This is a genomic window from Leucobacter faecis, from assembly GCF_054456695.2.
Map to the genome: position 1 here is coordinate 140,893 of NZ_JBTJER020000002.1, position 13,916 is coordinate 154,808.

General features: G+C 63.0%; 14 protein-coding genes and 1 tRNA gene. 6 read left to right on the forward strand and 9 right to left on the reverse strand.

Annotated elements, in window-relative coordinates; all coding sequences use genetic code 11:
• The first annotated feature begins 44 nt into the window (after positions 1 to 44).
• From pstC to ACXR2W_RS02590, 4 genes are all read left to right on the forward strand, one after another.
• A complete protein-coding gene (gene pstC / locus ACXR2W_RS02575) occupies positions 45 to 1,016 on the forward strand; it encodes a phosphate ABC transporter permease subunit PstC (protein WP_458811633.1) in 972 nt (323 codons plus the stop codon).
• The gene (gene pstA / locus ACXR2W_RS02580; RefSeq protein ID WP_458811635.1) at positions 1,016 to 2,137 is read left to right on the forward strand and encodes a phosphate ABC transporter permease PstA; all 1,122 of its coding nucleotides are present in this window, start codon (positions 1,016 to 1,018) and stop codon (positions 2,135 to 2,137) included. The genes pstC and pstA overlap by 1 nt, the downstream gene beginning before the upstream one ends.
• Before the next feature lie 155 nt (positions 2,138 to 2,292).
• Positions 2,293 to 3,072, forward strand: coding sequence for a phosphate ABC transporter ATP-binding protein PstB (gene pstB, locus ACXR2W_RS02585; protein WP_458811637.1), 780 nt, complete (start codon positions 2,293 to 2,295; stop codon positions 3,070 to 3,072).
• Positions 3,073 to 3,337: 265 nt separating this feature from the next.
• Positions 3,338 to 5,293 (forward strand): APC family permease, encoded by a 1,956-nt coding sequence (locus tag ACXR2W_RS02590; protein WP_458812189.1) that lies wholly within the window; start codon positions 3,338 to 3,340, stop codon positions 5,291 to 5,293.
• A 165-nt stretch (positions 5,294 to 5,458) separates the two neighbouring features.
• Here ACXR2W_RS02590 and ACXR2W_RS02595 read toward each other — a convergent pair whose 3' ends face one another.
• The 3 genes from ACXR2W_RS02595 to ACXR2W_RS02605 form a co-directional block, all read right to left on the reverse strand.
• Positions 5,459 to 6,088 carry a hypothetical protein gene (locus tag ACXR2W_RS02595; protein WP_458811639.1) on the reverse strand — a complete coding sequence of 210 codons (630 nt, stop codon included), beginning with the start codon at positions 6,086 to 6,088 and terminating at the stop codon, positions 5,459 to 5,461.
• Positions 6,089 to 6,172: 84 nt separating this feature from the next.
• Positions 6,173 to 6,670 carry a DUF6790 family protein gene (locus ACXR2W_RS02600; protein ID WP_458811641.1) on the reverse strand — a complete coding sequence of 166 codons (498 nt, stop codon included), beginning with the start codon at positions 6,668 to 6,670 and terminating at the stop codon, positions 6,173 to 6,175.
• Positions 6,671 to 6,720: 50 nt separating this feature from the next.
• Positions 6,721 to 7,194 carry a YybH family protein gene (locus tag ACXR2W_RS02605; protein WP_458811642.1) on the reverse strand — a complete coding sequence of 158 codons (474 nt, stop codon included), beginning with the start codon at positions 7,192 to 7,194 and terminating at the stop codon, positions 6,721 to 6,723.
• Positions 7,195 to 7,978: 784 nt separating this feature from the next.
• On the opposite strand from ACXR2W_RS02605, the gene ACXR2W_RS02610 reads away from it, so the two are divergent.
• Positions 7,979 to 8,560, forward strand: a complete 582-nt coding sequence (locus tag ACXR2W_RS02610) for an RNA polymerase sigma factor (protein ID WP_458811644.1) — start codon at positions 7,979 to 7,981, stop codon at positions 8,558 to 8,560.
• On the forward strand, positions 8,557 to 9,360 hold the full coding sequence (locus ACXR2W_RS02615) for a hypothetical protein (protein WP_458811646.1): 804 nt from the start codon (positions 8,557 to 8,559) through the stop codon (positions 9,358 to 9,360). The genes ACXR2W_RS02610 and ACXR2W_RS02615 overlap by 4 nt, the downstream gene beginning before the upstream one ends.
• A gap of 239 nt (positions 9,361 to 9,599) precedes the next feature.
• On the opposite strand, the gene ACXR2W_RS02620 is transcribed toward ACXR2W_RS02615, so the two are convergent.
• From ACXR2W_RS02620 to ACXR2W_RS02645, 6 genes are all read right to left on the reverse strand, one after another.
• Positions 9,600 to 9,692 (reverse strand) — tRNA-OTHER (locus ACXR2W_RS02620).
• A 550-nt stretch (positions 9,693 to 10,242) separates the two neighbouring features.
• On the reverse strand, positions 10,243 to 10,509 hold the full coding sequence (locus ACXR2W_RS02625; RefSeq protein WP_458811648.1) for a hypothetical protein: 267 nt from the start codon (positions 10,507 to 10,509) through the stop codon (positions 10,243 to 10,245).
• Between the two features lie 12 nt (positions 10,510 to 10,521).
• Entirely contained in the window at positions 10,522 to 10,809 is a 288-nt protein-coding gene (locus ACXR2W_RS02630) for a hypothetical protein (RefSeq protein ID WP_458811650.1), read from the reverse strand.
• 3 nt (positions 10,810 to 10,812) lie between these two features.
• Positions 10,813 to 11,253, reverse strand: a complete 441-nt coding sequence (locus tag ACXR2W_RS02635; protein WP_458811652.1) for a hypothetical protein — start codon at positions 11,251 to 11,253, stop codon at positions 10,813 to 10,815.
• A complete protein-coding gene (locus ACXR2W_RS02640) occupies positions 11,238 to 12,194 on the reverse strand; it encodes a peptidoglycan recognition protein family protein (RefSeq protein WP_458811654.1) in 957 nt (318 codons plus the stop codon). The genes ACXR2W_RS02635 and ACXR2W_RS02640 overlap by 16 nt, the downstream gene beginning before the upstream one ends.
• Before the next feature lie 105 nt (positions 12,195 to 12,299).
• Positions 12,300 to 13,916 (reverse strand): phosphodiester glycosidase family protein, encoded by a 1,617-nt coding sequence (locus tag ACXR2W_RS02645; protein WP_458811656.1) that lies wholly within the window; start codon positions 13,914 to 13,916, stop codon positions 12,300 to 12,302.

Sequence of the window (13,916 nt, forward strand, 5' to 3'; positions counted from 1 at the left end):
GCCCGCCCACGTGTTTCGCCCGATCCGACTCTGGAGAGCCCTAAGTGACCCTCACCCCCGCCGCGCCCGCAGCCTCGAAGCCTGCGCGCCGCACACACACCAGGCCGGTGCTCAGCATCGGTGATCGCGTGTTCTCGCGCGCGGCTGTCTTCGCTGGAAGCATGATCCTCGTCACGCTTGGCGCGGTCGCGCTGTTTCTCATCGTGCGCAGCATCCCCGCCTTCAGCGCAACCGATGAGACCGCGTCGCTGCTCACAAGCAACTTCTGGCAGTACGTGGGCCCGCTCGTGTTTGGCACGGTCTGGGCTGCGACCCTCGCGCTCGCGTTCGCACTGCCCCTGTCGATCGGCATCGCGCTGTTCATCTCGCACTACGCTCCTCGCCGCCTCGCGCAGCTACTCGGCTACATCGTCGACCTGCTCGCCGCTGTGCCCAGCGTCGTGTTCGGTCTGTGGGGCATCGGCGTGCTCGCCCCCGCGATTCGGCCCGTCTACGTGTGGCTGAACGAGAACCTCGGTTGGATCCCCCTCTTCGGTGGCGTCACTTCGGGTACCGGGCGCACGATTCTCACCGCCGCTATCGTGCTCGCCACCATGATCCTGCCCATCATGACCGCGATCTGCCGCGAGGTGTTCCTCCAGGCGCCCAAGCTGCAGGAAGAAGCGGCGCTCGCACTTGGCGCGACCCGCTGGGAGATGATTCGTATGGCGGTGCTGCCGTTTGGCCGCCCCGGCATTGTCTCGGCTGCGATGCTCGGCCTCGGTCGTGCACTCGGCGAGACCATGGCCGTCGCCATGGTGCTCTCGGCGACCGGCCTCGTGAGCTTCAAGCTGCTCACTTCTGAGAACCCCTCGACGATCGCGGCCAACATCGCGCTGTCGTTCCCCGAGGCCTACGGCGAGAACATCAACGTGCTCATCGCGACCGGCCTCATCCTGTTCATCGTGACGTTCCTCGTGAACGCCCTTGCGCGCTGGATCGTCAGCCGTCGCGCTGAATTCCGGGAGGCAAACTAATGAGCCAGCACACTGACCTCGCTCCGGATCGGGCCACCCGCCCGCCCATCACGGTACGCCCCGTTCAGGCAGGTTCGAGCCTCGCCGGTAACCGGTTGTCACGCCGCACCCCCTGGATCCTGCTGGGCTCGAGCCTCGTGGTTTCGTTCGCGCTGTTCGGCCTGTTGGCCGCAGCGAGCGGCTCCGAGTTTTCACTCGTGGGAGCGGTGCTCGTGGGCACCCTCGGGTACCTTGGCATCATCACGCTGATGGCGGGCCTGATTGAGGGTCGCAGGCAGGCCGTCGACCGTCTCATCACCGGGCTCGTGACGTGCGCCTTTGCGCTCGCGATGGTGCCGCTCATCTCAGTGGGAATCACGGTCGTCTCGAACGGCCTGGCGCGCTTTGACACCGAGTTCTTCAACTCGTCGATGCGCAACGTTACGGGTGAGGGCGGCGGCGCGCTGCACGCCATGATCGGCACGCTCATGATCACGCTCGCGGCCACCATCATTGCCGTGCCCATGGGGCTTCTGACCTCGATTTACCTGGTCGAGTACGGTCGCGGCCGGCTCGCCAAGACGATCACGTTCTTGATCGACGTCATGACGGGCATCCCCTCGATCGTCGCCGGTCTCTTCGCCTACGCCGTATTCGCCCTGTTTCTGGGGCCCGGCGTACGCATGGGCATCGTCGGTGCGGTCTCGCTTGCTGTGCTCATGATTCCCGTCGTCGTGCGCTCGAGCGAGGAGATGCTGCGGCTCGTGCCGAACGAGCTGCGCGAGGCGTCATACGCGCTCGGCGTGCCCAAGTGGCGCACCATCTTGAAGGTGGTGCTGCCCACCTCAATCGCGGGTATCACCACCGGCATTATGCTCGCTATCGCGCGCGTGATCGGCGAGACGGCACCGCTACTCATCACGGCCGGATTCACCGCGTCAATGAACTACAACCTGTTCGCCGACCGTATGCAGTCGCTGCCCGTGTACGTGTACACACAGTTCGCGAACCAGGGCAACCCGGCCTTCGCGTTCATCGAGCGTTCGTGGGCCGCAGCGCTCCTGCTCATTCTGATCGTCATGGCACTCAACCTGCTCGCGCGTCTCATCGCGAAGTGGTTCTCCCCCAAGTTCGGCCGCTAGCGGTTCCACCCGCGTCATCCGACGAGCAGCTCCCCCACCGTCATCCTGCGCACACCTCCCCCGCCGTCATCCTGCGCACGTCTCCCACCGTCATCCTGCGCGAGCGAAGCGAGTCGCAGGATCCACACACTTCACCACCACAGAAAGCACCCAGCATGTCTAAGCGCATCGAGATCTCTGACCTCAACGTCTACTACTCCAAGTTTCTCGCAGTCGAGGGCGTCACGATGAACATCGAGCCGCGCACCGTGACCGCCTTTATCGGGCCGTCGGGTTGCGGCAAGTCGACCTTTCTGCGCACCCTCAACCGCATGCACGAGGCTATCCCCGGTGCCCGCGTCGAGGGTGAGGTCCTGCTCGACGGCGAAGACCTCTACGGGCCGGGCGTTGACCCCGTGCTCGTGCGCCGCCAGGTGGGCATGGTGTTTCAGCGCCCCAACCCGTTTCCGACCATGTCGATTCGTGAGAACGTGCTCGCCGGCGTCAAGCTCAACAGCCGCCGCATCTCGAAGAGCGACGCCGAGGACCTCGTCGAGCGCTCACTCACCGGCGCGAACCTGTGGAACGAGGTGAAGGATCGCCTCGACAAGCCGGGCTCTGGCCTCTCGGGCGGTCAGCAGCAGCGTCTGTGCATCGCTCGCGCCATCGCTGTCTCCCCCGAGGTGCTGCTGATGGATGAGCCCTGCTCGGCGCTCGACCCCATCTCGACGCTCGCGATCGAAGACCTGATCGCCGAGCTCAAGCTGCAGTACACGATTGTCATCGTGACGCACAACATGCAGCAGGCTTCGCGCGTCTCAGACCGCACCGCCTTCTTTAACATTGCGGGCACCGGCAAGCCGGGCAAGCTCATCGAGTACGACGACACTTCGAAGATCTTCTCGCAGCCGTCGGTGCAGGCGACCGAAGACTACGTGAGCGGTCGATTCGGGTAACCCACGTTCCGGGGTTTGGATCCTGCGACTGCGCTCGCAAGCTCGCTCCGCGCAGGATGACGAAGAATAGGCGCTGTCCGCTACTCGGTCATCCTGCGCGATCCCACACCCGGTCATCCTGCGCGATCCCACACCCGGTCATCCTGCGCGACGAAGGAGTCGCAGGATCCAGCTCGATCCGGAGCGAAATTTGGGGCTGGTGCGCGACGCCCCGTAAGAGTAATGTTGCGCCGTGATCAATAGCGCGACGGGATCGTCGCTTGAAATGGGGGCAGAGCCGCCTCGCCGCACGCGGCGGGCGGCCTTGCGGTCGTGGCTCGTCGCAGAGACCGCCGAGGCACCCGGGCGGCACGCCGGCCCGCACGGTCGGCCCGAGCCCGAACGCCGCGCGCACTGGCTGCGCGTCATGTGCCTTACCGGCCTCGACTACTTCTCGACGCTCGGCTATCAGCCGGCGATCGCGGCGCTCGCGGCGGGGGCAGTCGCCCCGCTCGCCACGATCGTGCTCGTCGCGGTGACTCTCGCTGGCGCGCTGCCGGTGTACCGCCGGGTCGCCGAGCAGAGCCCCCACGGCACCGGATCAATTTCGATGCTCGCGAAGCTGATGCCGCGCTGGGGCGGCAAACTCGCCGTGCTCGCGTTGCTGGGGTTTGCCGCCACCGACTTTATGATCACGATCACGCTGTCTGCCGCCGATGCGACCGCGCACCTCGTCGAGAACCCGTTTGCGCCCGCCGCCGTACGCGGGCAAGAGGTTGTCATTACGCTGGCGCTGCTCGCGGGGCTCGGCATTGTGTTCCTACGCGGTTTTCGTGAGGCGATTCGACTCGCAGTGGTGCTCGTGGGTGTGTTTCTCGCCGCGAACCTCGTCGTGATTGCGGTGGCGCTCGCCGAGCTCGTGCGTCGCCCCGTCGTGCTCGGCGACTGGTGGAGCGTGCTCACCACGCAGCACGGCAACCCACTGTTTGTGGTGGCGATCGCGCTCGTCGTGTTTCCGAAATTAGCGCTCGGCCTGTCTGGGTTCGAGACCGGTGTCGCCGTGATGCCGCAGATTCGGGGCGACGCGAGCGACACCGAAGATAACCCCGCCGGTCGCATTCGCGGGGCAAAACGGCTGCTCACCACCTCGGCGCTCATCATGAGCGTGTTTCTCGTGACATCGTCGATCACGACGGTCGCGCTGATTCCAGCCGCAGAGTTCGAAGAGGGTGGCAAAGCAAACGGCCGTGCCCTCGCCTACCTCGCCCACCGATACCTCGGCGAAGGGTTTGGTACGGGCTACGACCTCATCACGATCGCGATCTTGTGGTTCGCGGGCGCCTCGGCCATGGCTGGCCTCTTGAACCTTGTGCCCCGGTATCTGCCGCACTACGGTATGGCGCCCGCCTGGGCGCGCGCGACCCGCCCCCTCGTGCTGGTGTTCACGGCCATTGCGTTTGTGGTGACCATCGTCTTTCAGGCGAGTGTTGACGCCCAGGGCGGGGCGTATGCGACCGGCGTACTGGTGCTCATCACTTCAGCCGCGGTCGCGGTGACGCTGCATGCGCGAGCCGCCCGGCAGCGCGGCGCTACGGTTGGTTTTGGCGTCATCACGGTCGTGTTCCTGTACACGACCGTCGCAAATGTGGTCGAGCGCCCCGATGGTATTCGCATCGCGGCACTGTTTATTCTCGGCATTCTGGTGGTGAGCTTCGTGTCTCGCGTCGCCCGTTCAACCGAGCTACGTGCCACCTCGGTGACACTCGATGCGGCAGCGTACCGCGTAGTCGAAGCACTCAGTGTCGGTCACGACAGCGCACTGCGCCTCATCGCCCACGAACCCACCGACGTGAGCGCTGAGCGTTACGCCGCGAAGCTCCGCCACGCACGCGCCGCCCACGGCTTGCCTGACGCGGTGGCCGTGTTCATCGAGGTCGAGATCTCAGACAGCTCAGACTTCGAAGGCGAACTGGTGGTGCGCTACGAGAATCGGCACGGCTATGACGTGTTCACGGTGCGCAGCCCGAGCGTACCCAATGCGCTCGCTGCCGTCGCACTGCACCTGGGAGCGTCGTTCAATGTGACGCCGCACCTCTACTTCAGGTGGACCGAGGGCAACCCGCTCGCAAACCTGCTGCGGTTCTTGCTCTTCGGTGAGGGCGAGATCGCCCCGATGACGCGCGAAGTGCTGCGCGAGGCTGAACCGCGCGTGCAGCTGCGCCCCTGGGTGCACGTTGGCTGAGAGCTAGAGTGCCAGACCGCAGAAACGCCTCTCGGCGGAAGGCCGCTCGAAGCGGCAAAAATTGGAGCCCGGGGTTACTGCGGCCCAGCAGAACCCAGTCTAGTCCAGGCTGATCCGGAGCGCACTTGAAAAGTTACCCGGGAGCGCCCGCGGCCCGATGCGTCGCTACGCGAGCGTACCGTCGCGCCAGCGGCGTGCCCCCGCGTGCAGCTCGTGTGCGATCGTGGAGTACCGCAGCGCGCGCGAGGTGAGGTGCGCCGCGTGGGCATCATCGAGGTCATCGCGCGCGTCGGCGAGGTCGGCGGCTCCCAGCGCCATGACACGGCAGTAACTCGCTGCGCGCTCGAGGGCGGCGCCCAGGTCACCCAGAAACGCTCCACGCAAAATAGTGTCGCACAGGGCTTGAATGGACTCGGGGGTGACCGGCTCTGCAGCGCCCGCAACGACCGGATCGATCGTCACGGCTGCGGCTTCTCCGCGGCGAAACAGGTCGGCTGCGCCGACATCGTCGGCGCTCACCGCGCGGCGCAACAGGTACAGCCGCCACAGCACTCCCGCCAGCGAGTGCTCGCCCTCGCGTGCCCACAGCTCTGCGATGTCGTCGATACCGTCGCCTGTCGCGATCCCGATGACGCGCTCAACGAGCTCAGGGTCTGCGTCACCGCGCACACGGTCCAGCAGCGCCCACGACGTTTCTTGCGCGAGCCGCGAGGCCGCGCCGGGTTCGTCGGAGCCAATGATCCAGTCAAAGCTCGCACTAGGCTGCAGCACCGGGCGCATATGTTCACGAGTCACAGTTTCACTCCACCTGCGGCCGAGGACTGCCGGCCGACCACGCGAGTCTACGCTGGTAGCCCGTGCGCTGCGCTGTGCATTCGGTTAGCTAGCGGCGGGCACTGATGTATTTCTATGCCGTAGGAGGTGCGCGATCAGATAGGCCGCGAGCACCGCGAAGATGTACAGGTCAGAAATGAGCGCCATCAGCTGCACACTCGTACCGAGGTCGCCCGAGAACAGGTGCCGAAACCCAGCGAACCCAAAGAACAGCATGCCCGAGACTGCGGCTGGGATGCTCCATCGTCGCACGAAGACGCTGACGAGCGCGACCGCCCCAATCGACATATTGGCAAACCCGAGTTCTTGAATAAACGGCAACACCACAGGGTCGGTGATCCCAAAGATGCCCTCGGCCGTGTACTCGGGCTGCATCGCCTGGCTCAGACCAGCGGTGAACAACCGCACTCCGACAGCCCAGAACACCACCCAGCGGCCAATGAGCGCCCAGAGGTCACGCCGCTTGGGCCGCAACACCCATTCGAGTGCGACGCTGACCGCTGGCAGCACAACAAAGAGGGCGACGATGGTGACAAAATACATGGCTTCTCGTTCTCGCTAACGCTAACGCTAACGCTCTGTATCGTCGCTTGCTACTTGTGAGCTCTATAGGTTGTTTCGGTGCGCGCATCAGCGAAGAGCTGCGTGGTGATCAACCAGCGACCGTCTGGCTGCCTGTGCAGAATGTGCAGCGAGTTCGTGGTGCGGTCTCCCAGCGTTTCGCCCGCCTCGGTGAGCTGACCGACAATCGTGGTGGTCACGTGAGCGACAACGACATCTTCGCCGAGCTGCTTCACGCTGACCTCGGGCGCTCCCGCGAGCTTTCCTGCCGAAAAACTGGCGTCGGCAAACAGACCGAGCAGGTACTCCTCAACCGCGACACCGCCCGTGAGCCTCGTACCAAACGCGTTCGTCCAGTCGGCGTCTCGCGTGAACAGGGCACCGATGCCCGCGGCTTCACCAGTTTGGAACGCACCGAGCACCGTCATGAGCGTCGCTTGAATTGCCAATTCATCATCGTTGACCGCACCGGCTAGAGCGGCGTCATCGGGTTGGTTAGTCGACATTGCTGTTACTCATTTCTTCGGCGGGCGTCGTTGCTCTGTGCGCACTCGCCCGAAGAACTGTGCAATCCCAGCGAGTGCGTAGCCTCCACCGTAGCAAAGCTGCTGCTGCGATACGACGGTGCCGCATCGAGTAGGTGTGTCGGGTCTCCCGCCCACTCTCTTACACCACCGTCCATGCGGACCCGCACACGGCGGTTCGCTAAGTCGCCCGGCAACGTCCACAACCTCCATGGGATAACACACCCTGCGCTTGCCAATACTCATTCGGCAACGCACGCGTCAACCGCGGAGCACCAGCAACCCGCCAATACGCGCGGCTCCCGCCGCCCAACTGGAGCTGATCGTATGCCCGGGCGAGGATATCCCAGAGTACCCCCCTTCCGGGTGTGCGTGTTCGGGACTACCAGCTCGGGCCTACAACCAGCTCCAGCTCAGCGAGGTCACTGACACGGAAGACCGTGACGTGTTCCGTAACCTGGTGCTTGCTCGAATTATTGAGCCGTTCAGCAGGCTCGAGTCCATCCGTGTTCTTCGACAGCCCGTTTCTAATTTCATGCCGCCCAGGTTCACCCACCGGTGCACGGTCGTCGCGGAGTATCCGATGGCTTTCGTGATCGCGTCGGCTGACGCGCCAGCGATCAACCCGCTTGTAGGAGCCTCACCGACTCCATCGTCAATAGGTCACTCAGTTTTCAACGATAAAGTCACCCAGAGCCGCATTTAACTCCTAACTAGATCAAGACTGAATGTGTAACGAACGGCGGAGTGCAGGACATTACAGAGCATGGACCAGGATCAAAGCGTCGAAGAATTGCTCTGGCAATCCAGCCTGACGGGTGACGGCGAATCATTTGCCAAGATTTTTGACATGCACAAAGACAGGGTCTTTCGACATTCCTTGCGCCAAGCAGGTTCAATACAGGCCGCCGAGGACGCGACTGCCGTAGCCTTTCTGGAGCTCTGGAGGAAGCGTAAGGGAGTACGAGTTGTCAACAGATCGATTCTCCCCTGGCTTCTTGTGACCGCAACAAATTCGTGCAGGAACGAACGACGATCTCGTCGCAGGTACCGCAACCTAATCGATAGCTTGCCACGAACGCCATCGGCGCGGTCTGCAGAAGACGAGATGATCTTCAACGGAGTGCTCGACAGGGAACTCTCCGCAGCACTATCCCTGCTCAGCACCTCAGACGCGGCCCTATTCGGACTAGTAGCCCTGGAAGGATACTCTCCGGCCGAGGCAGCTGAGGCATTGGGCATGACCAGCGGCGCTGCCCGCACGCGGATACACCGCGTGCGCGTGCGCCTAAAAGCTCAGTTGGAAACCCAAACACTTGATGAGTATCTCGAAAAGGAAAGAGTATGAAAGCACTAGATTTCTCCGGCAGTTTTCCGGAGGCCCTGCGCTCGCATCTGGTCGACAAAGTCAACGCATCACGTTTGCCGAAGAAGCATTCCAAAGTGCTACTTGGCCTCACAATTGGAATGGGGGTTGTGGCAGTTAGTGGTGGCGTTGCCGTTGCCTCAGATGTCTTATCCCAGCCAGGTAGCAGTCACAACATTCCACATTCGAAAGCCGTTGCAGGTATGTTCGAGGGCAGCCACGATCTCCTACTAGGAGCACCCCCTGCCGGTGCCGACGTTGTCGCAATAACATTTACTTGTCTATCTAAGGGAGAATTTTCGTTCCCTTCCGGAACAGGAGACCCCTCTCGCCCATCTGATACATCCCAGCTGGAAGGGATGGTCTGCCTCCAAGACAGCGTGGGGTCGGTCATCGATGGGTTCGTACCTATCGCCTCGCTTGACAATGGCGTCCTGAGCGTGATTGCAACAGATGCCTCGAAATGGTCTATCTCCGCAAGTTATGCCACGAAGCAGATTTCCCCCTGGGGACTAAATGAATCGGGCCGCACCTTTGGCTCGCAGAACGAGCGTGGAAGCCCAGATCTCGTCCCCGTGTTGGCAACAAATGGCCTGCAGGGCTACGCATATGTCGAAGACATCGACGGTGGCCCTTTCCCTACAACATTCGAAGAGGCCGCGCGCCTCTCCACGAAGAGCGAGGCAGGGTACGTAATTCCGGTTTATGAGTCCGACGGCACCACCGTAATTGGAGAAATGAAAGTTGGTCCCGCCAATGCCACCGACTCCCTTATTGAGTGAATGATCTGCCCGTGGCCATGGCGGAACCGTGCTGGCAAAGTTGTGCACGATGTGTTAGGACATAGTGTCCACGAAGTCGTGAGGTTTGGTGTCCACGATGTTGCGAGGTTACACACCCGATACGTGGAACACCGCTTCCCGATAGGGCTATTCGCCAGTTGGCCGTCTCCCCATCGAATCGGCGGTACCTATGACCGCAAAACCCCCGCCGAAGCGAGGGTCTGCGTGGAAAATGAGAGTGCCCCCAGTAGGGATCGAACCTACGACCTGCGGATTAAAAGAGCAAAACCGCAGATCACAGGCTAGTGCAGCCTGGCACAGTGCCCCACGGCACAGGGCAGCCCGCGCGCGCGAACACGCTCTAGTCGCTCCCGTCGCGCGGCAGCGTGGGGCAGCCTCGCGCAGCCCCTCACACTCCGCCACCGCCCCACAAATGCCCCACGTGCGCGGTTTCTCGCGCATGATGGACGACATGGAGTGTCTAGCGTGTGGTGAGCCGACCGTGTGGGTCGACGTGCGTGTGACAGTGTGCACGGCGTGTGGGCTGCTGCGTGTGTATCCGCCGCCGCCCGGCAGGTTGCCGTGGGAGTGAGCGGCCCGTGAACGCAAAAAGCCCGCCCCCCGCTACCTCGATGTGAGGTGCGGGGGCGGTGCAGAGGTGAAGCTTCGGTACCAGATCCAGCTACTACCGATCCCGCACGCGTAGGCTGGGAGCGTGTCCACCATCCCCCCAAGCGTGGACTCAAAGTGCCGAAAGACACAAAAATGGCCCCCGGCCTGTGCCTCGTGTGAGGTGCAGACCGGGGGCCATATTGCATTCACTGTCATATTCTGACAAGAAAACAAATCTTGTCAGAATATGACAAGGTTTGAAACTCGCGATTAGCGCGGCTCTTTACCGCGGGCCGCCTCGGTGAGGCGCTGCAGATAGGAGCCGAGCGCGCCAAGTCCCGCCACGATCGCGGCGCTACCGACACTGATCCAGAACGGACCATCGAGCAGCTGCTCCGGAGTGATGCCGGCCAGCGCGGCCGCGATCACCCCGACCACAGCGAGCACGACCACCGCGGCCGCGTTCTGTACGATCGTGCGCGACGCGCGACGGCGTGCGTCTGCGTGCACCTCGGCACGCGTCAGATTTTCAGTCAAGAGTTTCTCCCATCATTTCGTGTCTTTGAAATCGACCGGTGGCAGGTCCACCGATCGCACACCATGCGCGAGCGCGACGACCCTGGTCTCGTGCATGAGCTCGGTCGCGATCCGGGCCCGCCGCTCAGCCACTCGCGCTCGCGCATTTGACTCGGCAAGCAGGGTCGCCATGTGGTCGACCTCGGCCCGCCGTGCCCGCGCCCGACCGCTGCCCATGTCGCGCAGAATGTCGTAGCCCGCTTTAAGACCGCCGCCACCGACGAGGGCGACGATGATCGTCACCCACGATGTCTGATCCATCCGCTACCCCCTCGGCCGGTACGTGAACCAGCGGATCATCAGCATGCGCAGCCCGAGTACGCAGAGCATGGCGGCGAGGTACGCGAGCGGCACCGCCACCGACACTGCCAGCCGATCACTCACATGCAGCAGCAGCCCGCCGTAGATGATGCCGGCGGCTAGCATGAGCGCGAGCCCGAGCCGTTCACCCCGCCAGAAATCGCGGTACCCCGACGCCATAGCGATCAGCGCACCAGCCGTGTTGAGGCCACCGATGGACACCTGCACCGCGGCGCCCGTGTCCGCGCCGAGCAGCTCGAGCGGTGGATCAGTGAGCGCCGCTATGCCCGCGCCCATGACAGCGGCGTAGACGACGCCCCACCCGATCGACAGCAGGCGCGGCTCTGGCACCGTCAACCACCAGAGGCGCGCCCACAGCATGAGACGCCCTACGAGCGATCCCACCGGTGCCCCTTGACCGCGTACCGCTCCACCGTCACCGGCAGCTTGCCCAGCGGCTTCGCCTTCACACCGAGCCGCGACCCGTCAGCCGGGACGCGGTTAGCGATCGGAAACACGGCAGCGACCCAGCCGTGAGCGCCAATCGTCACGTCCTCGCCGTTGATATACACGTCTGACGTGTACTTCTTGCCGTCCCAGATATAGCGGCGGCACTCGAGCCCTACCACCGTGCCGGGCTCGCCCCTCAGCGTCACCTCAGCGACCAGCTGATGATCGCCAGGCTTCCCCGCGATCGCGGTCGAGCCCGCGTCGGTGAGCTCGAGGAAGCGGGGCAAGCTCGGCTTGAGGGTCTGCTTCGTCTTGCGGGCGTTCGTGTCCAGCGTGATGTAATCCACGGGCTTGTCCTTATCTCGTGCGGGCACCGACGCTGCGCCGGTGCGATACTTTTCTGCGGCAGCGATCACTTCGCCAATGTGGGCCATGGCGTATGGGCCGGGGCACTCGGTGGCCACGAAATCACTGTGTACGGCGACACCAGCCTCGGTGCCGCGCTTCACGGGGCCGAGCCCGTAACGGGCGTGCACGTCACCAATCAGGCGAGCGAGCGTATCCAAGGCTGCGTCACTGATCGGCCAGCCCGGCGCTCCGCCGCTATTCGACACCTCGACGGTGATGAAGCGATGGTCCGCGAGCGCGCCCGCCGGGTAGGCGGGGTGGCCCGATGTCCAGGCGCGCAGCTCCTCAGGAATCTGCGGCAGCAGCGTGCCGTCGTTTGCGATCCAGTAGTGGGCTGAGACTTCGCGGCCCGGCGCGGTGGCCTGCCCGTACGAGTCGACGCCAGCGTTGTGGTGCCATAGCACGCCTGCTACGTCGTCTTGGCGCGCATTCCAGCGGCCCATGTCGGGTATGCGGCGCGACATGTCAGCGAGTGGTGAAAACGTCATGACTGCTCCTTTCTAGTAGATATGAGAAAAGCCACCCCGAGTGGGTGGCTTGACCCAGTGGCGCCAGTTATTCGACGGCACTGTAGGGTGTTTTCTTCACCCTCTCTAGCTCTGGATTGCAGCGAGAAATGTGATTGTTCCTGCTGGGTTGTTCTTTACTCCCGAGCCGACAGGGATCACCGTTCCCACCAGCCCGGATTCAGATACATACCCGGTCCATGCATAGCCGCCTTGGTAATAGACGGCTCCACGCTCAGCCGAAAGCCCAGGCCGAAACATGCGATGTAGGGGCGTGCTCATGAGCGTCTGAGCCCCCTCCGCCACAGCACCAGTCAGCATGATCTTCACAGACACAACTTCACCGACCCTGCGCGCGACGATCCGGCCACTCAACCCATCCAGTGTTGGTGTGTACTCCCAAAGCCCCGAATCGAAACCAACTGCCACGTCGACGTTGAGCGCCAACAAATCAGCAACCGCCCTAGCCCGGCCGGCATCGGTCGAAATCATCGCCCGCACACCATCAACCTCAGCCTGCACAGAGCCGCCACCGTCCAATGCGACTGCCGTGACACATCCCTCAGCCACCGCAACGTCAACGATCGAGTTAGCGCGCAACCCATACTCGTCGGTGCGTCCCTCAACCTGAATCAAGATGACGTTACCGGCCGCGTCAACCCCCAAGATATTTCGTGCCGAGCGTGACACGTTCCAACCGTGCCCCCAGTAGTCAGACGACGCGAGATCAAACGTCACGCCGTCTTCCACCAAAATCGGACCAAACCCAAACGAATCCCGCACGCCATCTGCAAGCATCTGAGCAGTAGTGTCTCCTCGTAACGCAGAGTAAGCTTTCACAGTCCCATCAGCCAGAAAGCCTATGGACTCTGCGCCACTCTTGCTCGCGGAGTCCAGCTCGCCATAAGCTACACCGTCTTTTATTTGAGCGCCAAAGATTTGCCCCGAGACCGCATCAAACCCTGACGCATTCACTACGACTGGCTTCCCCAGGCGACGAGCAGCCGCACCAATGAACTCCGGTGTCACGCGCAGTGGATCTCCCGGCTGTAAATCCTGCTCGGCATCGTGGGCGAAGTGTTTCGATACAAGGCCTGACACCGTGCCGCCATGCGTCCTGATCACCACGTAGTCACAGTCCCCGTCCGGGTCGGTCCATCTCTTCTGTTCGACCGTCGCGCGGGTCCGTGCACGTAGACGCGAGTTGTTTTCCACTAAATCTGCGGAACCTTTCGGGTCTGCGGCCGCGCTGATTGAACCTAAAACAGCCGCCTTCAGGGCGGTGCCATCGGTCACCACAAGATGGGCGGCCCCACTGTCAAACCCTGCCTGCACTGGTGATGATTCCGTCGCGAGGTACTCTCCGACAGCCTCCGCGGCCGGTACAGCCTCAGTCCCGGACGCCCCTCGAGGAATCTTGAAATGAGCGTGTACTAGCTCACCTTCCTTAGATAAGATCACCGCTGCTTGCTCCGACGGCGCGATGGATTCAGCCGAAGCCGACGAGGCCACCCCCGGGTCGCCTTTGTCCCCTTTCGCTCCACGAGGAATCTCGAAGTGGGCGTGCTTTTCCGTGTCCCCGGTCATCGTGACCTTGGCTGGCAGCTCAGCGTCAATAGCGGTGACCGACGCCCCAGCGATTGATCCAGCCGGGCCAATTTTGCCTTGCGGGCCTCTAATATTCTCGAACTTTTCCCACGACAT

Excerpts from the sequence above, each read along its gene's own strand:
- pstA (WP_458811635.1), top strand. The coding sequence starts at position 1,016 with ATGAGCCAGCACACTGACCTCGCTCCGGATCGGGCCACCCGCCCGCCC.
- pstB (WP_458811637.1), top strand. The coding sequence starts at position 2,293 with ATGTCTAAGCGCATCGAGATCTCTGACCTCAACGTCTACTACTCCAAG.
- ACXR2W_RS02590 (WP_458812189.1), top strand. The coding sequence starts at position 3,338 with ATGGGGGCAGAGCCGCCTCGCCGCACGCGGCGGGCGGCCTTGCGGTCG.
- ACXR2W_RS02600 (WP_458811641.1), bottom strand. The coding sequence starts at position 6,670 with ATGTATTTTGTCACCATCGTCGCCCTCTTTGTTGTGCTGCCAGCGGTC.
- ACXR2W_RS02605 (WP_458811642.1), bottom strand. The coding sequence starts at position 7,194 with ATGTCGACTAACCAACCCGATGACGCCGCTCTAGCCGGTGCGGTCAAC.
- ACXR2W_RS02610 (WP_458811644.1), top strand. The coding sequence starts at position 7,979 with ATGGACCAGGATCAAAGCGTCGAAGAATTGCTCTGGCAATCCAGCCTG.
- ACXR2W_RS02615 (WP_458811646.1), top strand. The coding sequence starts at position 8,557 with ATGAAAGCACTAGATTTCTCCGGCAGTTTTCCGGAGGCCCTGCGCTCG.
- ACXR2W_RS02630 (WP_458811650.1), bottom strand. The coding sequence starts at position 10,809 with ATGGATCAGACATCGTGGGTGACGATCATCGTCGCCCTCGTCGGTGGC.
- ACXR2W_RS02640 (WP_458811654.1), bottom strand. The coding sequence starts at position 12,194 with ATGACGTTTTCACCACTCGCTGACATGTCGCGCCGCATACCCGACATG.
- ACXR2W_RS02645 (WP_458811656.1), bottom strand. The coding sequence starts at position 13,916 with ATGTCGTGGGAAAAGTTCGAGAATATTAGAGGCCCGCAAGGCAAAATT.